The sequence below is a fragment of the Thioalkalivibrio sp. genome, assembly GCF_041685615.1.
In the GTDB taxonomy this organism is placed as follows: Bacteria; Pseudomonadota; Gammaproteobacteria; order Ectothiorhodospirales; family Ectothiorhodospiraceae; genus Thioalkalivibrio.
Genome location: NZ_JAWLFK010000038.1, coordinates 1 through 23,860, shown reverse-complemented (window position 1 = coordinate 23,860; position 23,860 = coordinate 1). Strand labels below are relative to the sequence as shown.

Annotated in this window: 27 protein-coding genes and 1 pseudogene; 7 read left to right on the top strand and 21 right to left on the bottom strand. The window is 65.8% G+C overall.

All coding sequences use genetic code 11. The features are described from left to right. The 17 genes and pseudogenes from ACESLR_RS08800 to ffh form a co-directional block, all read right to left on the bottom strand. Window positions 1-425, bottom strand: a pseudogene (locus ACESLR_RS08800) (energy transducer TonB); the annotation flags it as partial. Continuing rightward, on the bottom strand, window positions 425-847 hold the full coding sequence (locus tag ACESLR_RS08795; protein WP_373025495.1) for an ExbD/TolR family protein: 423 nt from the start codon (window positions 845-847) through the stop codon (window positions 425-427). The gene ACESLR_RS08795 and the pseudogene ACESLR_RS08800, both read right to left, overlap by 1 nt. After that, the gene (locus ACESLR_RS08790) at window positions 844-1,242 is read right to left on the bottom strand and encodes an ExbD/TolR family protein (protein ID WP_373025496.1); all 399 of its coding nucleotides are present in this window, start codon (window positions 1,240-1,242) and stop codon (window positions 844-846) included. Before ACESLR_RS08790 ends, ACESLR_RS08795 begins: the two co-directional genes overlap by 4 nt. Then, the gene (locus tag ACESLR_RS08785; protein ID WP_373025497.1) at window positions 1,229-1,978 is read right to left on the bottom strand and encodes a MotA/TolQ/ExbB proton channel family protein; all 750 of its coding nucleotides are present in this window, start codon (window positions 1,976-1,978) and stop codon (window positions 1,229-1,231) included. Before ACESLR_RS08785 ends, ACESLR_RS08790 begins: the two co-directional genes overlap by 14 nt. Window positions 1,979-2,147: 169 nt before the next feature. After that, window positions 2,148-2,402, bottom strand: a complete 255-nt coding sequence (locus tag ACESLR_RS08780) for a bacterioferritin-associated ferredoxin (RefSeq protein ID WP_373025498.1) — start codon at window positions 2,400-2,402, stop codon at window positions 2,148-2,150. A 235-nt stretch (window positions 2,403-2,637) separates the two neighbouring features. After that, window positions 2,638-3,120, bottom strand: a complete 483-nt coding sequence (locus tag ACESLR_RS08775; RefSeq protein ID WP_373067031.1) for a peptidylprolyl isomerase — start codon at window positions 3,118-3,120, stop codon at window positions 2,638-2,640. Window positions 3,121-3,225: 105 nt separating this feature from the next. Then, complete coding sequence (gene htpG, locus ACESLR_RS08770; RefSeq protein ID WP_373025500.1) at window positions 3,226-5,136, bottom strand: molecular chaperone HtpG; 1,911 nt, start codon at window positions 5,134-5,136, stop codon at window positions 3,226-3,228. Beyond that, a complete protein-coding gene (locus tag ACESLR_RS08765) occupies window positions 5,133-6,041 on the bottom strand; it encodes a 23S rRNA (adenine(2030)-N(6))-methyltransferase RlmJ (RefSeq protein ID WP_373025501.1) in 909 nt (302 codons plus the stop codon). The genes htpG and ACESLR_RS08765 overlap by 4 nt, the downstream gene beginning before the upstream one ends. Before the next feature lie 90 nt (window positions 6,042-6,131). Next, complete coding sequence (gene soxX / locus ACESLR_RS08760) at window positions 6,132-6,818, bottom strand: sulfur oxidation c-type cytochrome SoxX (protein WP_373025502.1); 687 nt, start codon at window positions 6,816-6,818, stop codon at window positions 6,132-6,134. Between the two features lie 209 nt (window positions 6,819-7,027). Next, window positions 7,028-7,714: a sulfur oxidation c-type cytochrome SoxX gene (gene soxX, locus ACESLR_RS08755; protein ID WP_373025503.1), complete on the bottom strand. Its 687-nt coding sequence runs from the start codon at window positions 7,712-7,714 to the stop codon at window positions 7,028-7,030. Window positions 7,715-7,742: 28 nt separating this feature from the next. Beyond that, a complete protein-coding gene (soxA, locus tag ACESLR_RS08750) occupies window positions 7,743-8,552 on the bottom strand; it encodes a sulfur oxidation c-type cytochrome SoxA (protein ID WP_373025518.1) in 810 nt (269 codons plus the stop codon). Between the two features lie 413 nt (window positions 8,553-8,965). Then, window positions 8,966-9,532: a methylated-DNA--[protein]-cysteine S-methyltransferase gene (locus tag ACESLR_RS08745; protein WP_373025504.1), complete on the bottom strand. Its 567-nt coding sequence runs from the start codon at window positions 9,530-9,532 to the stop codon at window positions 8,966-8,968. A gap of 23 nt (window positions 9,533-9,555) precedes the next feature. Continuing rightward, window positions 9,556-9,912 carry a 50S ribosomal protein L19 gene (gene rplS, locus ACESLR_RS08740; RefSeq protein WP_017940480.1) on the bottom strand — a complete coding sequence of 119 codons (357 nt, stop codon included), beginning with the start codon at window positions 9,910-9,912 and terminating at the stop codon, window positions 9,556-9,558. A gap of 9 nt (window positions 9,913-9,921) precedes the next feature. Beyond that, window positions 9,922-10,689: a tRNA (guanosine(37)-N1)-methyltransferase TrmD gene (gene trmD, locus ACESLR_RS08735; protein ID WP_373025505.1), complete on the bottom strand. Its 768-nt coding sequence runs from the start codon at window positions 10,687-10,689 to the stop codon at window positions 9,922-9,924. A 10-nt stretch (window positions 10,690-10,699) separates the two neighbouring features. Beyond that, window positions 10,700-11,209: a ribosome maturation factor RimM gene (gene rimM / locus ACESLR_RS08730; protein WP_373025506.1), complete on the bottom strand. Its 510-nt coding sequence runs from the start codon at window positions 11,207-11,209 to the stop codon at window positions 10,700-10,702. Between the two features lie 37 nt (window positions 11,210-11,246). Next, entirely contained in the window at window positions 11,247-11,507 is a 261-nt protein-coding gene (gene rpsP, locus ACESLR_RS08725) for a 30S ribosomal protein S16 (RefSeq protein WP_024325953.1), read from the bottom strand. 128 nt (window positions 11,508-11,635) lie between these two features. Beyond that, window positions 11,636-13,015: a signal recognition particle protein gene (gene ffh / locus ACESLR_RS08720; RefSeq protein WP_373025507.1), complete on the bottom strand. Its 1,380-nt coding sequence runs from the start codon at window positions 13,013-13,015 to the stop codon at window positions 11,636-11,638. A gap of 175 nt (window positions 13,016-13,190) precedes the next feature. Here ffh and ACESLR_RS08715 point away from each other — a divergent pair, with 175 nt between their 5' ends. The 3 genes from ACESLR_RS08715 to radA all read left to right on the top strand — a co-directional run bounded on the left by ACESLR_RS08715 (window position 13,191) and on the right by radA (window position 16,724). Then, window positions 13,191-13,991: an inner membrane protein YpjD gene (locus ACESLR_RS08715; protein WP_373025508.1), complete on the top strand. Its 801-nt coding sequence runs from the start codon at window positions 13,191-13,193 to the stop codon at window positions 13,989-13,991. 100 nt (window positions 13,992-14,091) lie between these two features. Next, a complete protein-coding gene (locus ACESLR_RS08710; RefSeq protein WP_373025509.1) occupies window positions 14,092-15,378 on the top strand; it encodes an HlyC/CorC family transporter in 1,287 nt (428 codons plus the stop codon). Then, on the top strand, window positions 15,378-16,724 hold the full coding sequence (gene radA / locus ACESLR_RS08705) for a DNA repair protein RadA (RefSeq protein ID WP_373025510.1): 1,347 nt from the start codon (window positions 15,378-15,380) through the stop codon (window positions 16,722-16,724). Before ACESLR_RS08710 ends, radA begins: the two co-directional genes overlap by 1 nt. Window positions 16,725-17,063: 339 nt before the next feature. Here the strand turns inward: radA and ACESLR_RS08700 are convergent, their stop codons facing one another. From ACESLR_RS08700 to ACESLR_RS08685, 4 genes are all read right to left on the bottom strand, one after another. Continuing rightward, on the bottom strand, window positions 17,064-17,675 hold the full coding sequence (locus ACESLR_RS08700; RefSeq protein ID WP_373025511.1) for a DUF3501 family protein: 612 nt from the start codon (window positions 17,673-17,675) through the stop codon (window positions 17,064-17,066). A 33-nt stretch (window positions 17,676-17,708) separates the two neighbouring features. After that, a complete protein-coding gene (locus ACESLR_RS08695) occupies window positions 17,709-18,014 on the bottom strand; it encodes an encapsulin-associated ferritin-like protein (protein WP_373025512.1) in 306 nt (101 codons plus the stop codon). A 62-nt stretch (window positions 18,015-18,076) separates the two neighbouring features. Next, a complete protein-coding gene (locus tag ACESLR_RS08690) occupies window positions 18,077-19,429 on the bottom strand; it encodes a heterodisulfide reductase-related iron-sulfur binding cluster (RefSeq protein ID WP_373025513.1) in 1,353 nt (450 codons plus the stop codon). 153 nt (window positions 19,430-19,582) lie between these two features. Further along, entirely contained in the window at window positions 19,583-20,002 is a 420-nt protein-coding gene (locus tag ACESLR_RS08685; RefSeq protein ID WP_017940769.1) for a rubrerythrin family protein, read from the bottom strand. A 237-nt stretch (window positions 20,003-20,239) separates the two neighbouring features. Between ACESLR_RS08685 and ACESLR_RS08680 the strand changes: the two genes are divergently transcribed. Genes ACESLR_RS08680 through queD form a run of 4 tightly spaced genes read left to right on the top strand, consistent with a single transcriptional unit; the run spans window position 20,240 to window position 23,791 of the window. Beyond that, window positions 20,240-20,545, top strand: a complete 306-nt coding sequence (locus tag ACESLR_RS08680; protein WP_373025514.1) for an exodeoxyribonuclease VII small subunit — start codon at window positions 20,240-20,242, stop codon at window positions 20,543-20,545. Beyond that, entirely contained in the window at window positions 20,532-21,449 is a 918-nt protein-coding gene (locus ACESLR_RS08675) for a polyprenyl synthetase family protein (RefSeq protein ID WP_373025515.1), read from the top strand. The genes ACESLR_RS08680 and ACESLR_RS08675 overlap by 14 nt, the downstream gene beginning before the upstream one ends. A gap of 13 nt (window positions 21,450-21,462) precedes the next feature. Beyond that, window positions 21,463-23,364: a 1-deoxy-D-xylulose-5-phosphate synthase gene (gene dxs / locus ACESLR_RS08670; RefSeq protein WP_373025516.1), complete on the top strand. Its 1,902-nt coding sequence runs from the start codon at window positions 21,463-21,465 to the stop codon at window positions 23,362-23,364. A 43-nt stretch (window positions 23,365-23,407) separates the two neighbouring features. Next, window positions 23,408-23,791: a 6-carboxytetrahydropterin synthase QueD gene (gene queD / locus ACESLR_RS08665; protein ID WP_373025517.1), complete on the top strand. Its 384-nt coding sequence runs from the start codon at window positions 23,408-23,410 to the stop codon at window positions 23,789-23,791. Window positions 23,792-23,860: the final 69 nt, after the last annotated feature.

The window sequence follows — 23,860 nt, the reverse complement described above, 5'->3', positions numbered from 1 at the left end:
TCGGGTTCGGGTTCGGGTTCGGGTTCGGGTTCGGGTTCGGGTTCGGGTTCGGGTTCGGGTTCGGGTTCGGGTTCGGGTTCGGGTTCGGGTTCGGGTTCGACAGCTTCGGCCTCTTCGACCGGCTGGCGTTCCGGCTGCTGAGGCTCGGCCGGTTCTGGTTCCCGGGGCTCGGGCTCTACGGGTTCGGCTTCCTCGACCTCGGGCGCTTCGGGGTTCCGGGGATCAACGTCCGCGGTCTGTGCGGGTTCGGCCAGCATCGCCTGGGGTGCACCCCCAGCTGCGGCCATGGAGATCTCGAGCCCGCCCGCCCCGGCATCCTCGGCGCCAGCCGGCGGCTCGCGCATCAGCAAGACCGCGGCCACCAGCAGGTGCACCGCGACCGCCAGCACCAGGGCCGTCACCCAGTGTCGAAGGGTCGGTCGCATCAGACTTCCGGTACCGTCAGCAGGTCGATGCGTTCGATTCCCGCCTCGCGCAGGCGCTCAAGCACCCCGACGACGTCCACGGCTTCCGCACGCCCGTCCGCTTTCACTCGAACCCGCGCCGCATCAGCGTGGCGCTCAAGATGCTCGCGCACCAGGGCGGTCATGTCCTCGAGATTGGTTTCGTCCTGATTGACGGCCAGGCGGCCGTCGGTCCCGATAATCACCATGAAGTCATCGGGACCGGGCTGGCCATCCACCGCGGATTCCACGGGCTCGACCTCGAACGGATCGATCGCGCTCAGCTGCCCGGCCACCATGAAGAAGATCAACAACAGGAAGACGATGTTGATCAGCGGGAGAATGCTCTCGTCATCGTTGCGCGGGCGGTGCGCTACATGAAAGTGGCGTCGTTGTCCGATCATGGCTGTGTCTGCCGAATCACCGAAAGATTGCGCGCCCCGACATCGGCCAGGTCCTCCACCACATTCACCGTGTCCTGCATGCTGACCCCCGGGGCCGGCATGACCAGCACCCGCGTGTCGGCCTCTTCGCGCACGCGCGCGCCGATACGATCGCGCAGATCACGCTCCGTGACTGCCTCCCCAGCGATGCGCAAACCGTCCGGCCGGATCTCGACCAGCATGGCGCCCTCCATCGAGCCCGCGCCCCCGGCCTCGGCCGGGGCTTCGAGCTGAACGGCACGCCAGTCGAGGAAGCTCGAGGCCAGCATGAAGAACACAAGCAGGATAAAGACGACGTCGATCAGCGGCGTCAGGCTGATCGGGTTGCGCCGGCGTGGACGACTAGTGTCCAGCATCAGCCATTCGGCGCAAGGCACCGTCAGCCGAGTCCGCCTCGCCTTCTTGACGGCTTGCCCGATCTGCGGGTTGCTCGCTGGCGCTCGTTGCAGAACCATACTGACCACCCGTAAACAGCCGGGTCACGGCATCGTCCATCCGGTGGGCCACGCGCTCGACCCGGGTCTCCAGCCAGTTGAGAGCAGCCACAACCGGGATCGCGACCGCCAGGCCTACCGCGGTTGTCAGCAGCGCCTCCCAGATGCCACCGGACAACACAGCGGGATCGACCTGGCTTCCAGCCTCTTCCAGTGCCCGGAAGGCGCGGATCATGCCCATCACGGTACCCAGAAGGCCCAGCAAGGGGGCCAGCGCGCCGATTACTTCCAGCGGCCGCAACCCCTGCCGCAGGGATTGGATCGTCGCGTTGCCGTAACGCACGACCTCTTCGCGGACAATCGCCTCGGGCGCGCCACCGTGCAGTCCCCGGATGCCCCGGGCGACCGCCCGTGCGGCCGGGTTCGGGGTGGCCTCGGCACACTGGATCGCTCCCTGGACATCCCCACGGTGGAATCGGTCCAGCGCTTCATCGGCGGGGCGCACATCGGTGACGCGCATACGCCACAGCTGCCACAGCTTCACCAGCACAAAGGCCAGAGCCACCACCGAGGCCCCCAGCAGGATCAGGACCACGGGCCCGCCCGCGTCCAGAAAACCCACCAGGCGCTCCGATCGAATCCATTGGTCGAAATTCATCGTCGAGCTCCGAGCATTCTGAAAATACACACCGTAATCGCGCGGCAGGCAAGGCCTCGGGGCTTCGCGGCAGAAGACATCGCGTGCCGGACGACGGTCGTGAACAAAAGAAGAGCGCGGCGGACCGGCCACCGCGCTCCATTACCATACGATAAAGCGATTGGCGGCCTTACATGGCCACGACGGGGTCGGGTCGAGCGACAGAGGCAGGGGGCGAGTTCGCGCCGGACACTTGCAACACGTTGGCGGCCGTATCACGGGAGCGGCCCTTGAGCAGACAATTGGCTCGGCGAGCGCACTTGCCACACTCGGAGCTCACCCCCAAACGATCGCGAAGGTCACGCATGCGCAGGCCTTCCTGACTGGAGTCGATCAGTTCCCGGATATCGCGCTCGCGAACGGATTTGCAGATACAGACGATCATCGCCTTCCTCAATCTACCCTGTGTACTGAGGCAGACGGTACTCTTGTTGAGAATGGTTTGCAACACCATTAGCGATTATGTGGGGAGCGATACGGCGATTCGCTCGAAGGCCCTTCTTGGGCAACAGCGCAGCGTGCCAAACGAAAAAGGCCCCGCAAGAGCGGGGCCCAGGTGGCCATGTGACGGACCTGAGAGCGCGGCTCATCCGCGCCCCCAATCCAATCCGAACCAGCCCTCAGTGCTGATGGCCGCCCTCGCCGTGGGCGTGGCCATGCTCCAGTTCTTCGGCCGAGGCCTCGCGGACCTCGACGATCTCAACGTCGAAGTTCAGAGTTTCGCCGGCCAGCGGGTGGTTACCGTCGACCGTGGCCGTATCGCCTTCGACCTTGGTCACGGTGACGGTCAGCGGCCCGTTCTCGGTCTGCGCCTGGAACTGCATCCCCGGCTCGACGGAATCGACGCCCTGGAAGGCCTCCATCGGGATCTCCTGGACCATGGCGTCGATCTTCTCGCCATAGCCTTCTTCCGGGGAGACCTTGGCCTGGACCTTGTCACCTGCGGCCTTGCCTTCCAGCTCCTTTTCCAGCCCCGGAACGATCTGGCCTTGTCCGTGCAGGTAGGCCAGCGGCTCGCGGCCTTCGGAGCTGTCGATCTTCTCGCCAGCATCGTTGGTCAGGGTGTAGTGGATGGCCACCACGGCGTTCTGCGCGACTTGCATGGGCTTTGCCCTCTTAATACATGAACTTGTAAGGGTAACGTGGAACACGGCCCCGCGTCAGGTCCAACCGCCGGACATGCGGTTTCCGGCGGGTAGCGGACCGCGTCAGGCCGCCTTTTGCAGCAGGAGGCGGTTGAGCCGCGCGACGAACCCGGTCGGGTCCTCCAGCTGCCCGCCCTCGGCCAAAAGGGACTGCTCGAACAGCAGTGAGGCGAGATCGTTGAAGTCCTCGCCCTCGGCCGCCTTGAGGCGTTCGACCAGCGGGTGCCCCGGATTGACCTCCAGCACCGGCTTGCCGGAGAAGGTCTCCTGGCCGGCCTGCTTGAGCAGTTCCTGCAGGTACAGGGCCATCTCGTGCTCGCCGAGGACAATGCAGGCCGGGGACTCGACCAACCGCCGCGAGGGCCGGACGCTCTCCACGCGGTCGCCCAAGGCCTGCTGCAGGCGTTCCGGCAGATCACCCAGGTCTCCCTCGGCGGCTTGTTCGCCGGTGTCATCCTTTTGCTCGGCGTCCTCGCCGATGATCTTGTCCAGGTCCAGATCGCCCTTCGCGACATTCTTGATCGGCTTGCCCTCGAACTCGCGAAGGTGCGACAGCAGCCACTCGTCGACCCGGTCGGACAGCAGCAGGACCTCGATCCCGTGCTTGCGGAACACCTCCAGGTGGGGGCTGTTACGCGCGGCGGAGGGGTTGTCGGCGGTGATCACGTAGATCGCCTCCTGGCCTTCCTTCATGCGTTCGACGTAGTCCGCCAGCGCCACGTTCTGGGTGTCGCCGCTGTTCTGCGTGCTGGCAAAGCGCAGCAGCTTCGCGATGGTCTCCTGGTTGGCGAAGTCCTCGCCCGGGCCCTCCTTAAGCACCCGCCCGAAGTTCTGCCAGATCTCGGCATACTTCTCGGGTTCGTTGTCGGCGATCGACTGCAGCAGGCCGAGGATCTTCTTCACCGAGCCGGAGCGGATCGAATCCACCAGGCGGTTGTCCTGCAGGATCTCGCGCGAGACGTTCAGCGGCAGGTCGGCCGAGTCCACCACCCCGCGCACGAAGCGCAGGTAGCTGGGCAGCAGCTTCTCCGCGTCGTCCATGATGAACACACGCTTCACGTAGAGCTTGACCCCGTGGCGGGCGTCGCGGTCCCACAGATCGAACGGCGCCCGCTTCGGTATATAGAACAGTGTGGTGTATTCCTGACGCCCCTCCACGTGGTTGTGGGTCCAGGCGATGGGGTCCTCGAAGTCGTGGGCGACGTGCTTGTAGAACTCGCGGTATTCCTCGTCACTGATCTCGGACTTCGAACGGGTCCAAAGCGCGCTGGCGCGGTTGACCGTCTCCCATTCGTCAGTGGGTTGGCCCTCGTCATCCTGCTTGCGCATGCGGATCGGGAACGCCACATGATCCGAATAACGCCCGATGATGTGGCGCAGGCGCATGGGTTCGAGAAACTCGTCGGCGTCTTCCTTCAGCGTCAGCGTGATCTCGGTACCGGCCTCGGCCCGCTCGCACGGCGCCAGCGTGTATTCGCCATCACCGGCTGACTCCCAGCGTGTCCCCTCGCTGGCCTCGCTGTCGGCCCGGCGCGTCTCCAGGCGTACCCGGTCGGCCACGATGAACGAGGAATAGAAGCCCACACCGAACTGGCCGATCAGCTGCGAATCCTTTTGCTGATCCCCGGTCAGCTTTTCGAGAAAGGCCTTGGTGCCGGAACGCGCAATGGTCCCGATGTGCTCCACCACCTCGTCGCGCGACATGCCGATACCGTTGTCGCGCACGGTAACCGTACGGGCCTCCGGGTCCACCTCGACATCGATCGCCAACTCGGCCGGCTGCGGGATCGCATCCGGCTGCGCGAGGGCCTCGAAGCGCAACTTGTCGCAGGCATCGGCGCCGTTGGAAATCAGCTCGCGCAGGAAGATCTCGCGGTTGGAATACAGCGAGTGGATCATCAGCTGCAGAAGCTGGCTGACCTCGGTCTCGAAGCGGCGGGTCTCGGGTTTCGGTTCAGTCTGGGTTTCGCTCATGGCCTGCTCGTCCCTTGTTTGATGTCGACACGTCGCAAGGTAGGGTCACCCACGCCGTTTTCAAGGACGGCGGCCTGATACAGCCCTCCCGCGCCTTCCGGGTCCAGCAGCTGCCACACAGGTGCGAGCACCTCGGGCAGACGCGCCTCCAGTTGCCACGGCGGACGCACCACCAGCATCCCCGAACCCGCCAGCCCAAGGTGGCGCTCGGGGTCGGGGGCGATGCGCAACTCGCTGATCAGCCACGGAGCGTCGATCTCCGCCCGCAAGTGCTCGCGCATGGCGTGATCCGGCCGCCCCGCGAGAACGGGGTACCAGACCAGGATGATCCCCGTGTTCCAGCGCCGGTGGATCGTCGTCACCATCTCGGCCACCTCGCGGTACTCCGCCTTGCGCTCATAGGACGGGTCGAGCAGAGCAAGTCCGCGGCGCGGCTCCGGCGGGAACAGGGCCCGCGCCGCCTCGCGCGCGTCGCGCTTGTGCACGTTGCATCGGGCATCGCCGCCAAGACGGGCCTGCAGCCGTTCGTATGCCTCGGGGTGAAGCTCGCAGGCGATCAGGCGGTCGTGGTCGCGCAGCCGCGCCTGGATCAGCAACGGCGACCCCGGATACTCCGTCAGGCGCGGAGGCCTCGGCTGCATCGTTCGTAACGTGTCCAGGAATTCCGGCACCACCACCGGCAGGGTTGATTCCGCCGCCCAAAGGCGCCCGATCCCGGTGACAGCCTCGGCAGTCTTGCGCGCTCGTGTGCCCGTCAGGTCGTACCCGCCGGCACCGGCATGCAGATCCAGTGCCACAAACGGCTTGTCCCGCCCGCGCAGGGATTGCAGCACCTGCCAGAGAACCAGGTGCTTATGCACGTCGGCGAAATTGCCCGCGTGGTAATCGTGCTGGTAGCTGAGCATGCGCCCCTCAAACAAAAGGCCACCGCGAGGGTCGTCGCGGTGGCCCAAGAAGGGCAGCCCCGCGGGACCACCCTCGACCGTGTGACCGGTTTATTGATTGACCGGAGATTCGGGATCGAGCAGGTACGCCATGATATGCGCGATCTGTTCTTCGGTCAGGAAGTTGTTATGCCCGAACCGCGGCATCTGGGTACACGGGAAATACTGATGCGGATTCGACACCACCTCGTGCACGTAATTCACCACCGAGCTGTCGTTCCCGCGGGTCTCCCCATAGCCCGCCAGGCTCGGGCCCAGAGTGCCATAGAGCTCCTCGTCCGGGTCCATCTGGTGGCAGGCGTAACAGTTGCCACCCGGTTCCCGCGAGTCATGATCGTCATTGCGGTGACCGATCCGATAGCCATAACCGGAACGCGCCAGCTCCGCGCCCCGACGCCAGTTGCCCAGACGCGGGCCACCCGGCGGCGCCTCGTAACTCTCGCGGGCCATGGCGATCACCTCGCCGGCGGTGTCGGAATCCGGCTCACCCTTGATCGAGCATGCCGCCTGAATGTCATCCTGCACCATGCGATCGCGGGCCGACCCGCCCTCCTGGGCCTCCTGCTCGAAAAGGTAGCTGTCCGTCTCGAGCACGAGATAGTCGGCCAATTCTTCGGCGCCCATCTCCGTGATGTCGACCTCACCGCTGGTCTCGCCCATCCAACCGTTGCAGCCGGCGATCGGCACGGTGAGCGCCAGAACGGCGAAACCTGCCCCAAGTGTTTTGCTCTTGACCATCCCTGATGTCTCCTCTGTGTCGGCTGTTGCCGCTCATAGCCGGCCATCACACAGTCACCTTCAAGGCTTTGAGCCCGGTCGCCCTGAAGTCCGACGGGCCTCTGTCAACGGGTACAACGTTGGGCCCTTTTTTGAGCCCCCGGGGAATGAATCAGGGACTCAAAAAAGGGCAGTCCTTATAAGGACTGCCCCATCCAACGAGTGGTTTACTAGTTGTTGACCGGCGACTCCGGATCCAGCAGGTACGCCATGATATGGCTGATCTGCTCGTCGGTCAGGAGCTGCTCCTTGCCGTCACGGAAGCGCGGCATCTGCGTGCACGGGAAGTACTGGTGAGGATTGGAAATCACCTCGTGCACATAGCGCCGAACGGCCTCGCCGTCACCGCGGTTGGCGCCGTAGTTCTCCAGGCTCGGGCCGATGGTGCCCTGTTCGGAGACCTCGGGGTCGAACACGTGGCAGTTGTAGCAGTTGCCGCCCGGATCGCGCTGGCTGTGGTCATCATTCTTGTGACCCATGCGGTAGCCATAGCCGGAGTCGGCCAGTTCGGCCCCCTTGCGCCAGTCGCCCAGCTCGAGGTTCTCCGGCGCCTCGTAGGAGGCGCGGGCCATGGCGACGACTTCGCCGGCGGTCTCGCCATCGGGATCGCCCTTCATCGAGCAGGCCTGCTGGAGCTCGTCCTGGGTCATACGGTCGGCCCAGTCACCGCCTTCCTGCATCTCCTGATCACGGAAGCTATCCGTCTCGAAGATGAGGTGCTCGGCGAGTTCATCGGCGCTCATCTCGCTGATGTCGGCATCCGATCCCTTGCTTCCGTCGGCAACAGCGCAACCTGCGGTCAGGGCGACGGATGCGAACGCGGCCATGCCGGCCGCAACAGCATTTTTCTTAAACATACGTGGTGTCTCCTATTGCGTCCGTAGATTACCGCTTCAGGTCGGGCAGGATGGCCGCTTCGCCACGCGCCGCATCGTTCCAGAACGAGATCAGCGCGGTGTTTGCCGGAGAATCCGGCTTGATACCGGCGTGGCGCATCTGCCACACGCAACCGCGGATACGGTGGTTCTGGCTACGCACGTTGTCCTGACCGGCGCGGTGGGCAGGCCACGAGACAGCCTTGGTCCATTCGGGACCGGTATCCACGTTCGGGAGCACCGAGGCGCGAATCTGCTTGCCCACGTCCCCGTGACAGCTGGCACAGTTGAAGTCCATCGCACCGCCACGGCGGTAGAACAGCTTCTCGCCCGCATCGCGCATGGCCTGTTCTTCCGGGTGATCCAGCGGCGGGTTCCACTCCATGCCGGAGGACTGATGGGCAATGTAGGTGGTCAGCTTCATGATGTCGGAGCCGGAGCCATGGCGCTTGCCAACAGCGGAGTCGTCGCTGGTAAAGCCCTGCAATTCCTTCATGCAATGCACCAGGCGCTGTTCGAAGTCCATCACCTTGCCAACATCGTCGAAGTAGCGCGGCAGTTCGACATAGGCACCTTCCAGCTCGCCCGGGCCCTTGCCGAAGTCGCAGCCTTCCAGGGAGGCGTTGTTCGGGCCACGTTTGGCGTGGAACAACTCTTCGCCTTCATCAACCAGCCACAGGGCCGGGTTGTCCGGCATCATCATGACGTTCATTTCACTCTGATGCAGGTAGTCGGAATCGGGGTTGTTTTCCAGCAACTCCTGCAGCACATCGTTGGGATCCTGCCATTCGCCGGCCTGAGCCGCGGCCCCAACAGCCATTGCTACGGGCAACGCAAGCAATGCTTTCTTGAACATGGAAACCTCCATCACACGGGTTTTTTTCGATTGAGCCCGGGACTGATCTGGCCCGGACCTGTGTAGCAGAGTGCTGAACCCGAGTCCGTGCTGTCAACACAAAAGACTATATTAGCGTTTCCTAAAAGTCTGTTTTTGAAAGGTTCTTGGGTATCAACACCGTGGGATAGACGGAGATACCCTCAATTCTATTCCCGGTTTTGGGGCATTTTTTTCAGGGTCCATTCAGGTTCGCCCGGGATCGCAACCGCTTGATACCGGAAGTGAAACGCGGGTGCACATGGGCACGAGTGAACGCGCCCTATTCCGGCAGCTTCTACGGAGTCGGGCAAAGGGAAGGAAAACGGGCGCCACGCAGGAGCCGCAGCGGAGTCGGCTCAATCACGCCCGAGGACACCCTCGTGCGCGAGCAGCAGGCGTTTTACCCGGGCCAGTTCGCCCACCTGGTCGCCTGCATAGCCACCAACGTCGCGGGTCGTCCGGAAGCGGGAGGACACCACTCGGTGACAGGGGATAAACAGGGGCCAGGGGTTGGCGCGACAGGCCTGCCCCACCGCGCGGGGGGCAGACCCCACGCGCGCGGCGATCTCGGAGTAGGTGCGTACCTCGCCGACCGGGATCTCCGACAATGCGCCCCACACCCGGCGCGCATGGGCGCTTCCGGGCGGCACCGCGGCCGTCGGACGCCAGGCCTCCGCAGCCTCGCCATAGGCGTCCGGGTCAAAGCCGGGCGGCTGAAGGTCGGCGCCCGGAATATCCGCGAGCGGCACCAGGGCCTCGGGCTCGTCCGGGTCCTGCCAGCCGCAGGCCAGGAGTTCGCCATTGGCGGATTCCAGCCACGCAAAAGCCAGCGCGACTCCGGGGAGAAGACAGCGCTGGCTGCGGGTCGTCGATCCAGCCGACATCGAATAGCGAAACGCCAGGGCGGACGGGGACCCGACCATTCGCCGCGCCCCGCCGGGTCGCGTTACTTCGCGGCCTTGACGTCTTCCTTAATGCGGGCGGCCTTGCCGGTGCGGTCGCGCAGGTAGTACAGCTTGGAGCGACGCACCTTGCCGCGGCGCTTCACCTTGATCTCGGCGATCTGCGGGCTGTGGGTCTGGAACGTGCGCTCCACCCCGTTGCCGTAGGAGACCTTGCGCAAGGTGAAGGCGGAGTTGAGGCCGCGGTTGCGCACGGCAATCACCGCACCCTCGAAGGCCTGCAGGCGCTCGCGCTCGCCTTCGCGCACCTTCACCTGCACCACCACGGTATCGCCGGGCCCGAAGTCGGGCACATCCGACTTCATCTGCTCGGCTTCCAGTTCCTGAATGACGTTATTCATTGCTCGACCTCAATCATCGCTTTCGGTGCGCGAGCCGCCGTTCTGGCCACTCACACGGTATTCGTCCAACAGGGCCGCATCCTCGGCCCCGAGTTCCAGCCGGGCCAGCAGGTCCGGCCGCCGGCTCCAGGTCCTGCCCAGCGCCTCGCGGCGGCGCCAGCGCCGAATGGCGCCGTGGTCCCCTCCCAGCAGCACCGGCGGTACCGACCGCCCGGCAACCGTCTCCGGGCGGGTGTAGTGCGGGCAATCCAGCAACCCTGCACTGAAGGAGTCCTGCGCGGCCGAGTCCGCATGCCCCAGGACCTCCGGAAGCAGGCGGGCGCAGCCGTCAATTACGGCCATCGCCGCGAGTTCGCCACCCGAGAGCACGAAGTCCCCCAGCGACCATTCCTCGTCGACCTGCGCCTCGATAAAGCGCTCGTCGATACCCTCGTAACGCCCGCAAACCAGCGCAACCCGTGGCCGCGCGGCCAGCTCCCGCAGCATCGCCTGCCGGATCGGCCGCCCCTGCGGGGTCAGCGCGATCACGTGCAGCGGCGCCGCCGCATCCGCCCGCGCCGCGTCCAGCGCGGCCGCCAGCGGTGCGTATTGCATCACCATGCCGGGCCCCCCGCCGTACGGGCGGTCGTCCACGGCCTGGTGGAAACCGGCGCCCCAGGCGCGCGGGTTCCAGGATTTCAGCTCCAGGCGGCCGCGCTCCACGGCCCGGCCGGTCACGCCGGATTCGCCAACCGCCGCGACCAGTTCCGGGAACAGCGAGATGACGTCGAAACGCACCGGCGCCGCTTCAGAAGTCCGGATCCCAGTCGACCCGCACGCGGCGGGCCTCCAGGTCCACATCCAGCACGTACTGTCCGCGGACCCACGGAACCAGGCGTTCGCGATCACCCCGAACCACCAGCACATCGTTGGCACCGGTCTCGATGAAGCCCGAGATGGTCCCCAGCGACGTGCCGTCCTGATTCTCCACCGCCATGCCCAGCAGGTCAGCCCAGTAATAGGCTCCGTCCTCGGCCGGCGGCAGCCAGTCGCGTTCAATCGCGAGCTCGGAACCGATCAGACCGTAGGCCGCGTCGCGATCCGCGGCCGCGCGGAACTTCATCACGACCCCTTGCCCGTGGGCGCGCCCATCCTCGATCTCCACCAGGCGCCAGTCGTTCCCGTAGTGCATCCACAACTGCGGGAACTCGGTGATCGCGGCGCGGGGCTCGGTCTCGGAAAACACCCGGACCCAGCCCTTGACGCCATAGACCCCGGAGACACGCCCGACGCGGATGCGCTCACCCGCCTCGTTCATGACCGCAGCCAAGCGTCAGTACAGCGACCGGACGACCTCAGGCCGCCGCAGACTGCTGCTTGCGGTAGCCCTTGACCAGGTGGTTCACGCGCTCGGACATCCCGGCGCCGTGACCCAGCCAGTAGTCGACGCGCTCGAGATCGATGCGCAGCGGTTCTTCCTGACCGCGGGCCACCGGGTTAAAGAAACCGATCTGTTCCTTGTAGCCGCTATCGCGACGAGCGCGGGAATCGGTGACCACGATCGAATAAAACGGGCGCTTCTTGGCACCGCGGCGTAGCAGGCGAATCGTAAGCATGTAGTGTTGAACCCCGTGAGTCCGTTTTCTCGAGAAAACGCGCGATTATAACGAATCCGGCCAGTAACACAAGGGAAGCCCCGGGCCTCCATCCTGCGATGGGCGGTCGTTCGCGCGCACATTAACCACTAGCGGAACGGCATGCCGCCGCCGGGGCCACCCATGCCCCCCATCTTGCCCCCCAGGGCCCGCATCATCTTCGAGGCACCGCCCTTGGAGAACTTTTTCATGGCCTTGCTCATCTGCGTGTGCTGCTTGAGCAGGCGATTCACGTCCTGAATCTGGGTGCCGGAACCGGCCGCGATCCGGCGCTTGCGCGAACCCTTGATCACATCCGGATGACGGCGCTCGTGCGCGGTCATCGACGAGATCACGGCCATCATCCGGCCGATCTCCTTGTCGCTGGCCTGGTTCTTGACCGCATCCGGCAGCTTGCCGCCACCGGGGAGCTTCTCGAGCATGGAACTCATGCCGCCCATCTTCTGCATCTGCCCCAGCTGGTCGCGCAGGTCGTTCAGGTCGAACCCGCGGCCCTTTTTCAGCTTGCGGGTCAGCTTCTCGGCCTGATCCTGGTCGACCTGGCGGCTGGCCTCCTCGACCAGCGACAGCACGTCGCCCTTGCCCAGGATACGCGAGGCGATGCGCTCGGGGTGGAATGGCTCCAGGGCGTCCGGGCGCTCGCCCATGCCGATGAACTTGATCGGCACGCCGGTGATCTGGCGCACCGAGAGGGCCGCGCCCCCGCGGGCATCACCATCCGCCTTGGTCAGCACCACGCCAGTCAGCGGCAGCGCCTCGCCGAAGGCGCGCGCGGCGTTCGCGGCATCCTGGCCGGTCATGGAATCGACCACGAAGAGGGTCTCGATCGGGTCGATCGCCTGGTGCAGGGCCTTGACCTCGGCCATCATGTCCTCGTCGACATGCAGGCGGCCGGCGGTGTCCACCAGCAGCACCTCGACGCCATCGCGGCGGGCGCGGGCGACCGCGTCGCTGGCAATCGCCTCGGGCTTCTGGCCGGTGTCACTGGGATAGAACGTAACCCCCACCTGGCCGGCCAGGGTCTCCAGCTGCTGGATCGCCGCCGGACGGTAGACGTCACAGCTGACGACCGCGACCTTTTTCTTCTCGCGCTCGCGCAGCAGGCGCGCGAGCTTGCCGATACTGGTGGTCTTGCCCGCGCCCTGGAGACCGGCCACCAGCACCACCGCAGGCGGCTGATGGGCGAGATTCAGCGAGGCGTTCTCGCCCCCCATGGTCGCGATCAGTTCATCGTGGACGACCTTGATCAGGGCCTGGCCCGGCGTCAGGCTGCCGATGACCTCCTTGCCCAGCGCCTTTTCCTTGACGTCCTTGATGAACTCGCGCACCACCGGCAGGGCCACGTCGGCCTCCAGCAGCGCCATGCGCACCTCGCGCAGGGCGTCCTGGATGTTGTCCTCGGTGAGCCGCGCCTGACCCTTCAGGCGCTTCATGGTCTCCTGCAGGCGGCTGGAAAGACCGTCGAACATCGTCTGTCCTCGTCTGGATCGTCGGCGACCGGCGGTCTGCACCGGCCACGGGACCGTACAGTATACCGGTCTCGCACCCTTGCATGCAGGCCCGCGGGAGAGCGGGACCGACGCGCGCCCCGGCACGGCCACCGGCATGTGCAATCCGCCCCCGTAGCAGCGATAATCCGGCGTCATGAGCATTGCCATCGGACTCCTCGCCGTCGCGCTGTACCTTGTCACCGCGGGCTACCTGGTTGTCACCGCCCGGCGCCAGCCGCTGACACCCGGCCAGCCGCGAGTCCCGCTGGGCCTGTGGGGGCTCGCCCTGCTGGCCCACCTGGGTGCACTGCTGCCGATGGTGCTGACCGATGCCGGGCTCAATCTGTGCCTGGGCAACGCCCTGTCGGCCTCGCTGTGGCTGGTGGCCGCACTGCTGTGGCTGACGAGCTGGCGCCACCCCCTGGCCATCCTCGGGGTCGTGATCCTGCCACTGACCGCGCTGGCTGTCCTCACCGCGCTTCTGTGCGACGGCGATACGCGCTATGCCACCTCGGCCGGGATCGACCTGCACATCCTGTTCTCGGCGCTGGGCTGGGCGTTCCTCGCGCTGTCCACCGCACAGGCCGCGGTGATGGCCGCTCAGCATCGCGCGCTGCACAACCACCACGCCTCGGGCTTCGTGCGCGCCCTGCCGCCGTTGTTCTCGATGGAGGTGTGGCTGTTCCGGATGATCTTCATCGGGTGGCTGTTCCTTGGGCTCAGCCTGCTCTCCGGACTGGTGTTTGTCGACAACCTGTTCGCCCAGCACCTGGTCCACAAGACCACGTTGTCGATCCTGGCCTGGCTGATCTTCTCCACCCTGCTGGTTGGCCGCTGGCGCCTGGGTTGGCGCGGCACCCGCGCGCTGGCCTGGACCACCGGCGGCTTTGTCGTACTGGTGCTGGCCTACTTCGGTTCCAAGCTGGTGCTGGAAGTCATCCTCGGGCGCGTCTGAACGCAGCGGGGCCGGCTTGACACCCCGGCGCCCCTTGCCTGAAATGAACCCGACCATGCCATCCCGCCCGCTCGATCAACCCTGACCGCAGGCCGCGCCCTTGCAAGAGATCCCGCTGTCCTTTCTGTTCGGCGCCCTGGTGGTGCTGTTCCTGCTGTCGGCCTTCTTCTCCGGATCTGAGACGGCGCTGATGGCATTGAACCGCTACCGCATGCGCCACCGTGCGCAGACCGGACACCGGGGCGCACAGCTCGCCTCCGACCTACTGGACAAGCCAGACCGGCTGATCGGCCTGATCCTGCTGGGCAACAACTTCGTCAACATCCTCATCGCCCAGATCGCCACCTTCATCGGCTGGCGCCTGTTTGGCGACACCGGGGTCGCCATCGCCACGGGCGTGCTGACCCTGACCCTGCTGATCTTCGCCGAGACCGCCCCCAAGACCCTGGCGGCGCTGCACAGCGAACGCATTGCCTACCCGGCCGCCTGGATCTACTCCGGGCTGATCAAGTTCATGTGGCCGGTGGTCTGGCTGATCAACCTGATGGCCAACGGCGTACTGCGCCTGTTCGGCGTCCACATGAACACCGGCCAGCGCGCCGCACTGAACACCGATGAACTGCGCAGCGTGGTCTCCGAGGCCGGCGCGCTGATCCCGGCCAACCACCAGCGCATGCTGCTGAACCTGCTGGACCTGGAGCGCACGACGGTCGAGGACATCATGATTCCGCGCAACGAGATCGTGGTGATCGACCTGAACGAGCCCTGGAACGAGGTCGAGGACCAGCTGATCCACGGCAGCTTCACCCGCCTGCCCGTGGTGGAGGGCGAGCTTGACCACATCGTTGGCTTTATCCACCGCCGCGACGTGCTGCCCCTGGTCGAACGCGACGAATTCGGCGCGGACGATCTGCGCCAGGTCGTCACCCCGCCCTATTTCATCCCCGAAGGCACGGCGCTCAACCGCCAGCTGATCAACTTCCAGCAGCAGAAAAAGCGCATCGGCCTGGTAGTGGATGAATATGGCGACATCGAGGGACTGATCACGCTGGAAGACCTGCTGGAAGAGATCGTTGGCGAATTCACCACCGACTCCCCGGCCATGAGCGACGACGTCCTGCGTCAGGAAGACGGCTCCGCAATGGTCGACGGCGGCATCCACCTGCGCGAGCTGAACCGGGCCCTGGGCCTGGACCTGCCGCAGGACGGCCCCAAGACCCTCAGCGGCCTGATCGTCGAACACCTGGAGAGCATCCCCGAGGCGCCGGTAAGCGTGAAGATCAACGGCGTGGTGATGGATATCGCCCAGATCAAGAACAACACGATACGCACCGTGCGCGTGGTCGCGCCCGACCGGCCGGAAGCCTCGCCGCAAAAGGCCCCCTGATGGCAAAGAGCAAGACCCAGTACGTATGCCAGTCCTGCGGCGCGATCAGCCCCAAGTGGGCCGGCCAGTGCGGCGACTGCGGCGCCTGGAACACCCTGGAAGAGGCCGCTCCGACGGCCAGCGCCGGGCCGCGCGGCGGGTACGCCGGCGAGGCCGCCGGCATTACCCGGCTGGGGGAGGTCGAGCTGGCCGAGGTCCCGCGTACCGGCACCGGCCTGTCGGAGCTGGACCGCGCCCTGGGGGGTGGCCTGGTCCACGGGTCGGTCGTGCTGCTGGGGGGCGACCCGGGGATCGGCAAGTCCACCCTGCTGCTGCAGACTCTGGCCATGCTGCCCGTCGGCGACACGCTCTACGTGACCGGCGAGGAATCGGCCCAGCAGATCGGCATGCGCGCCCGGCGCCTCGGACTGGAAGTCGACGGGCTGCGTCTGCTGACCGAGACCCAGGTGGAAAACGTGATCGCCACCTGCGAGCGCGAACGCCCGCGGGTACTGGTGATCGACTCCATCCAGACGCTCTACACCGCCGCACTGCAGTCCGCGCCCGGCTCGGTCGGCCAGGTGCGCGAGAGCGCCGCGGCCCTGGTGCGAATGGCCAAGCAGCGGGGCATTACCGTGATCCTGGTCGGCCACGTGACCAAGGACGGCCAGCTCGCCGGGCCGCGTGTGCTGGAGCACATGGTCGACACCGTGCTCTATTTCGAGGGCGACCCGGACGGGCGCTACCGCATGCTGCGCGCAGTGAAGAACCGCTTCGGCGCGGTGAACGAGCTGGGCGTGTTCGCGATGCTGGAGAACGGGTTGAAGGCGGTCTCCAACCCCTCCGCGATCTTCCTGTCACGTCACCAGGGGCCGGTGCCCGGCAGCGTCGTCATGGTTACCCGCGAGGGCACGCGCCCCCTGCTGGTCGAGGTGCAGGCGCTGGTCGCCGAGAGCCATGCCTCGCAGCCGCGACGCATCACCGTGGGGCTAGAGCAGAACCGCCTGACCATGCTGCTGGCCGTACTCCACCGACACGGGGGCGTGGCCCTGTTCGACCAGGACGTCTTTATCAATGTCGTCGGCGGCGTGCGCGTGACCGAGACCGCCGCCGACCTACCCATGCTTGCGGCCGCACTCTCCAGCTTCCGTGATCGCGCCCTGCCGCAGGAGCTTCTGGCGTTCGGCGAAGTCGGCCTGGCCGGCGAAATCCGCCCGGTCCCGAACGGCGAGGAACGCCTGCGCGAGGCGGCCAAGCATGGCTACACCCGCGCCATCGCGCCGGCAGCCAACACCCCGCGCAAGTCGATCAAGGGCATGGAAGTCATCCCCGTCTCGCGCCTCTCGGAGGTTCTCGACGCCCTGTAGCGTCGTCTCCTGCCGCGCCCCGGTCGGGCCGGGTTCATCGCTCGGTGTCTACGTACTTTCGACCGGCCGCCTGCCTTGTTGTGGCAGGCCATGGTTCGGCACTTGGTGTTTACGTGCCTTCGTCGGTCCGCCTGCCAGGCGCTGACTCGCCAGGTTGCGGACCGAAGCCACCGTAAACACCAAACGATGAACCACGATCACCCGCAGCGCGGCAGGGGCGGACCGAAGCCATCGGAAACATCAGATGTCGAGCCTCGGCCACCCTGACAGTGGCCAGCAAGAGGCGGACACAAAAAAGGCGCCCGGAGGCGCCTTTTCGATGCGCGGGAACGCGCGGCGTTAGTTGACGGCGTCGAGGTCGGCGGCCAGCGACTCGCGGGTGCCTTCGGCGACCGCGTCCAGCCGATGATTGTAGTTCTCATGCTCCACCCCCATGGCGATGGCCGCGCCGGCTTTCACCGCCGAGACCATCTCCGGCGTCAGCTCGAAACGCAGGAAGTGCACCGACGAAGTCTTGTCTTCGGTCTCGCGATCCAGGTCCTCGTTCGCGATCGGGTAAACCTGGTCATGTCCCTCGACCTGTACGTAGGTCTTGCGCTCGATCCCGATCAGCTTGGACAACTGCACCTTGCGCTCGTCCACGTCCGGGTACTCGACCATCATGGTCGCCTTCCAGTTGGCTCCGTCCGGAATCAGCGGATTGTAGGCGTCCAGCTCGTCCTGGATTCCCTCGGCGTCGAAGATCTTCTCGACCCGCAGCATCTCCTGGATCTGGTACTGCATGGTGGTGCGGTCCTCGAAGTGGAGGGTCACTGCCGGCCCCACCTGCACGACGCGATTGCGCTTGTGCTGCATCACTTCATTGCGGAACTGGGACCGTACCTCGTGGTACTTCTCCAGCGAATACAGGTCTTCACGACTCAGCTTGTCCACAGTTGCCTCCATCTGCATCTCGATACCTCCGTCTCGTCGGACGGGCACCCCTCAGTGATCGTGGTGATGCCCGGTCTTCGTGTAGTCCTTGTCGGACCAGAGGTTGTCTTTCAGTTCGTGATCGAACACCGGGCTATGCCGGCGGATCCACTCCAGCACCATCGCGGCGTGCTCGATCTCCTCGTCGCGGTTATGCGCGAGGATCGCCTTGAGTTCCTCGTCCTTGCAGCCATCGATGCGCTGCTGGTACCAGTCCACCGCCTCGAGTTCTTCCATCAGCGACACGATCGCGCGATGCATCTCGCGCGACTCGTCGCTCAGTTCCTCGACCGGTTCGTGGTAGTTGTCACTGGCCATGGGTTTTCTCCGTTCATGGACGCTCGTTCACGTCCTTTCTGGTCCTTGTATTCCGCGGCAGCCTACAGCCCGTAGGCCTGACGCAGCAGGGTCAGCGGGTGCTCGGGTGCCTTGTCCTCGCCCTTGCCCTGCAACCCGTTCTCGATCATGTGGCCGGCCATCGGGCAGTCGCTCGAGTAGTGGTCGGACTCGGCCTTCTGCACGCGACTGACGACCGGACGGCAGATCTTGCTGGCCGTCTTGTAGAATTCGCTCTTCACACCGTAGGTCCCATCGTGCCCCGAGCAGCGTTCGATCACGTCGATCTCGGTATCCGGCACCAGCTTGAGCAGATCGCGGGTCTTGAGGCCCATGTTCTGCACCCGCAGGTGACAGGCGGCATGGTAGGCAATCTTGCCCAGCTTCTCGGGGAAGTCGGTGTCGAGCTTGCCGTCCTTGTGCCGCTCCATCAGGTACTCGAACGGGTCGAAGATGCGGTCGCGAACGGCGATCACGTCGGCGTCATCCGGGAACATCAGCGGCAGTTCCTGCTTGAACATCAGGACACAGGACGGCACCGGGGCGACGATGTCGTAGCCCTGGTCGATCATGCGCTTCATCGCCGGGATGTTGGCCTCCTTCGAGGCCTCTACCGATTCGAGGTCGCCCAGCTCGAGCTTGGGCATGCCGCAGCACTTTTCCTTGTCGACCAGGGTGACTTCGATGCCGTTGTGTTCGAAGACCTTGACCAGGTCCTCGACTAGATGCGGCTCGTTGTAGTTGCCATAGCACGTCGCATAGAGCGCAACCCTGCCCTGGGTCGCCCCGGCCGGCTCGGGATTGTTGACGCCCTTCGCGGTCTTGGCAAGGCGCGAGCGGCCCTTGCTGGAGTGGTATTCGGGCACCGGGGCGTCCGGGTGCACGCCCATGGTCTTGTCCAGCATCTTGCGCACCGCGCCGTTCTTGTTCGCGGCATTGACCGCGCCGGCCACCACGGGGATGCCGGCCAGCTTGCCGACCGTGTCCGTGCTGGACATCATCTTGTGCGAAGTCTTGGCACCCTCGTTCCGGTAGCGGAATGCCTTGGCCCGCAACATCAGGTGCGGGAAGTCCACGTTCCACTCGTGCGGCGGTACATAGGGGCACTTGGTCAAGTAGCACAGATCGCACAGATAACAGTGATCGACCACCTGCCAGTAATCCTTCTTGTCGACGCCGTCGACCTCCAGGGTCTCGGATTCGTCGACCAGGTCGAACAGGGTGGGGAAGGAGTTACAGAGGCTGACGCAGCGCCGGCAGCCGTGGCAGATGTCGAAGACCCGCTCGAGCTCGGAGAACAGCGATTCCTCGTTGTAGAACTCGGGGTTCTTCCAGTCGATCGGATGGCGGGTTGGGGCTTCGAGACTTCCTTCACGTTGGTGCGTCGGCGCAGACATGCAGCCCTCCGGTATCCGTATCAGTACGATGCTTCGAGGGAAACACGGAACAGCTTGCGGGGCGAACTTCCCGTCGCGCCACACGCTGTTCCGTATTCCCCGGAAAACGGGGCCGGCGTACCGGCCCCGCCTGCTTCCGTTACTGCAGGACGATCAGTCGTCCAGCTGGTCCAGGGCCTTCTGGAAGCGGTTGGCGTGGGAACGCTCCGCCTTGGCCAGGGTTTCGAACCAGTCGGCGACTTCGTCGAAGCCTTCGTCACGGGCGGTCTTGGCCATGCCCGGGTACATGTCGGTGTACTCGTGGGTCTCGCCGGCGACGGCCGTCTTCAGGTTGGCGGAGGTGGAGCCGAACTCCAGACCGGTGGCCGGATCGCCGCAGCTTTCGAGATACTCGAGGTGGCCGTGTGCGTGGCCGGTTTCGCCTTCCGCGGTGGAACGGAATACGGTAGCCACGTCGTTGTAACCTTCGACGTCCGCCTTGGAAGCGAAGTACAGGTAACGGCGGTTGGCCATCGATTCGCCGGCAAAGGCCTCTTTCAGGGCTTCTTCGGTCTTGCTGCCTTTCAGGTCCATGGTGCTCTCCTTCTCTCTGGATAAGTTCTACACAACCACAGGAATGCCTGTGCAGACGGTTGTTTAGACTCTGTCTAAACCGTACGAAAACTCTAGTCGGCACCCGGTTCAGTGTCAACCGGAAGCCCTGTCCATCATGGGGGTGCCGGTCCCAATATCAAGGACGGCCAACGAACACGCCTTTCCTCGCCGCAGCGGATCGGATACTTTCTCACCTTTTCGACCCGGTGATCCATCATGTCCGACCCATCCAGCGCCGACAGTCCGGCGGAATTCGAAGCCAGCCTGGAAGCCTTGGAAGCCCTGATTGCCCGGATGGAATCCGGCGAACTGGGCCTGGAGCAGTCGCTTGAGGAATTCCAGCGCGGCATGGAGCTGGTCAACCGCTGTCAGCGGGCCCTGGACGACGCCCAGCGCCGGATCGAGGCCCTGTCCCAGGAGCCTTCCTCCGATGCCTCTGCCCAGAATGACCACGGCGGGAACCCCGACGTTCCCCGGACACCGGCTGCGCAGAACAGTACGGACCCCGATGTCCCGTTCTAGCGAGTCGCCGTTGGCTGTCACCGATCCCGGCAACGCACTGACCGAGTACCAGCAGCGCATCGAGGCCGTCCTCGACCGCCACCTGGATACGGGCGATGCGCCCGACGCGCGCCTGATCGAGGCCATGCGCTACGCCACGCTGTCCGGAGGCAAGCGCCTGCGCCCGGTGCTGGTCTACGCGGCCGGCCGAACCACCGGCGCCGCCGATACCGCGCTGGACGCGATGGCGGCCGCGGTGGAAATGATCCACGTCTACTCCCTGATCCATGACGACCTGCCGGCCATGGACGACGACGACCTGCGCCGCGGCCGGCCCACCTGCCACAAGGCCTTCGACGAGGCCACGGCCATCCTGGCGGGGGACGCCCTGCAGGCGCAGGCCTTCGATGCCCTGACCGCGGGAGTCGCGGGCCTGCCCGGTACAACGGGGCTGCAGGCCGTGCGCGAGCTGGCCAGGGCCGCCGGGCTTCACGGGATGGCGGGCGGCCAGGCGATCGACCTCGGGGCCTGCGGCCAGCCCATTGGCCTGCCGGAGCTGGAACGCATGCACCGGCTGAAGACGGGTGCGCTGATCCGCGCCTCGGTGCGGCTGGGTGCCCTGGCCGGCACACCCGATCCGGCTTCCCTGGAGCGTCTGACGCGCTATGCCGAATGCATCGGGCTCGCCTTCCAGATCCGCGACGACGTCCTGGACGTGGAGGGCGATCCGGAGATCCTGGGCAAGGCCTGTGGCGCGGATGCGCGCCTGCACAAGCCCACCTTCCCCTCGTTGCAGGGCCTGGAGGCCTCGCGCGAGCGAGCGGTGGCACTGGTCGACGAGGCGCTGGCCGAACTGCAACCCTTCGGCCAGGAGGCAGACTTGCTTCGATTCCTCGCGCGTTACATCGTCGACCGCATGAATTGAACCGGCCCCTGCGATGACCCCCACCCCCCTGCTGGATGCAATCAAATGGCCCGCCGACCTGCGGGATCGCCCGGCCTCGGACCTCGCCGGGGTGGCCGGCGAGCTGCGCCAGTTCCTGATCGAGAGCGTCTCGCGCACCGGGGGCCACCTGGCCGCGAACCTGGGAACCGTCGAGCTCGCCATCGCGCTGCACTACGCCTTCGACACCCCGGACGATCGCATTGTCTGGGACGTCGGCCACCAGGCCTACGCGCACAAGATCCTGACCGGCCGTCGCACGGGTATGGCCCAGCTGCGCCAGTACGGTGGTCTGGCGGGTTTCCCCAAGCGCGCGGAGAGCGAATACGACGCCTTCGGGGCCGGCCACTCCAGTACCTCCATCAGCGCCGCGGCCGGCATGGCCCTGGCGGCGAAGCACGCCGGTCTGGACCGGCGCCACGTGGCGGTGATCGGCGACGGCGCGATGACCGCGGGCATGGCCTTCGAGGCGCTGAACCATATCGGCGATCTCGACTGCAACCTGCTGGTGATCCTGAACGACAACGACATGTCGATCTCGCCCAACGTCGGCGCGCTCAACCAGTACTTCACCCGGCTGCTGTCCGGCCCGCTGTACAGCTCGGTACGCGAGGGCTCCAAGCGCATGCTGGAGTTCGTTCCGCCGATGAAGGCCTTTGCCCAGCGCGCCGAGGAACACATGAAGGGCATGTTCGTGCCCGGCACGCTGTTCGAGGAACTGGGATTCCGCTACTTCGGACCGGTGGACGGCCACGATGTGAACGGGCTGGTCTCGATCATGAAGAACCTGCGCGGCACCCACGGGCCGCAGCTGCTGCACGTGGTCACGCGCAAGGGCCAGGGTTACGCGCCGGCGGAGGAAGACCCCTGCCGCTATCACGGCGTGTCCAAGTTCGAGCCGGAGAACGGCCTCGCCCCATCCGGCCCGAAGGCCCCCAGCTACACCGACATCTTCAGCCAGTGGCTATGCGACCAGGCCGCGGCCGACGAGCGCCTGCTGGGCATCACCCCCGCGATGCGCGAGGGCTCGGGCCTGGTCGCGTTCTCCGAGCAGTTCCCCGAGCGCTATTTCGACGTCGGCATCGCCGAGCAGCATGCGGTCACCCTGGCGGCCGGCATGGCCTGCGAGGGCCAGAAGCCGGTGGTGGCGATCTACTCGACTTTCCTGCAGCGGGCCATGGATCAGGTGATCCACGACGTCGCACTGCAGAATTTGCCGGTTCTGTTCGCGGTGGATCGCGCCGGGATCGTCGGCGCCGACGGCCCCACCCATGCCGGCACCTTCGACACCGCGCTGCTCCGCACGGTCCCAAACATGCTGCTGATGGCGCCGGCCAACGAGCGCGAGTGCCGCCAGATGCTGTCCACCGGCTTCGCCCACGACGGCCCGGCAGCGGTACGCTATCCGCGCGGCGGCGGCCCCGGGGGGCTGCCAGAGGGTGGGGGCGACGACCTGGAGACGCTCCCCATGGGCCGCGCCGAGGTGATGCGCGAGGGCCGGAGACTGGCGATCCTCAGCTTTGGCGCACTGCTGGAGACCGCCCTGGAGGCAGGCGAAGCGCTGGGCGCCACCGTGGTGAACATGCGCTTCATCAAGCCACTGGACACGACGCTGCTGGGGCAACTGGCAGCCGCCCACCAGGGCTTCGTGACGCTGGAGGATCATGCCCGTGCCGGCGGGGCGGGCAGCGCCGTCCTGGAATGGCTCTCGGCCGAGGGCCTGACCCTGCCCTGCCAGGTGCTGGGCATCCCGGATGTGTTCACCGGACACGGCTCGCGCGAGCAGATCCTGGCCGACTGCGGCCTCGATGCCGAAGGCGTACTGGCCGCGATTCGCCACGCCTTCGGGCAGGAGAATTGCGCGGACGACGGCGGCCGGCTAGGCTTCGCGGGCTAAAAGTCCCGCGGTCCTTTCGGACCGCACCAGCCGGAACTGTCCCATGAGCGCCCGTTACACCCTTCGCGTCCTGACCGACTTTGCCTCCGCGCATACCCTGCGCGACTACCCGGGGCAGTGCGCGAACATGCACGGGCACAACTGGAAGGTGGAGGCCGAGGTCCAAGCCGAGACCCTGGACGACGCCGGCATGGCGGTGGACTTCAAGGTGGTCAAGGCCGCCGCGCGCGAGATCGCCGGGCAGCTGGATCACCGCTACCTGAACGACGTCTCGCCGTTCGACACGGTCAACCCCACGGCCGAAAACATCGCCCAGTGGTTCTATCGGGAAATGGCCGGACGCCTGAACCGCCCGGGCCTGCGCATGCACGCGCTGACCCTGTGGGAGACCGATCGCGCCTGCGTTCGCTACAGCGAAGACGGGTAAGTCCGACGCACCACCAATCTCCCGGCCCACCCATGGAACCGTCATCGCCAGGGGCGCTGCGGAGGCTTC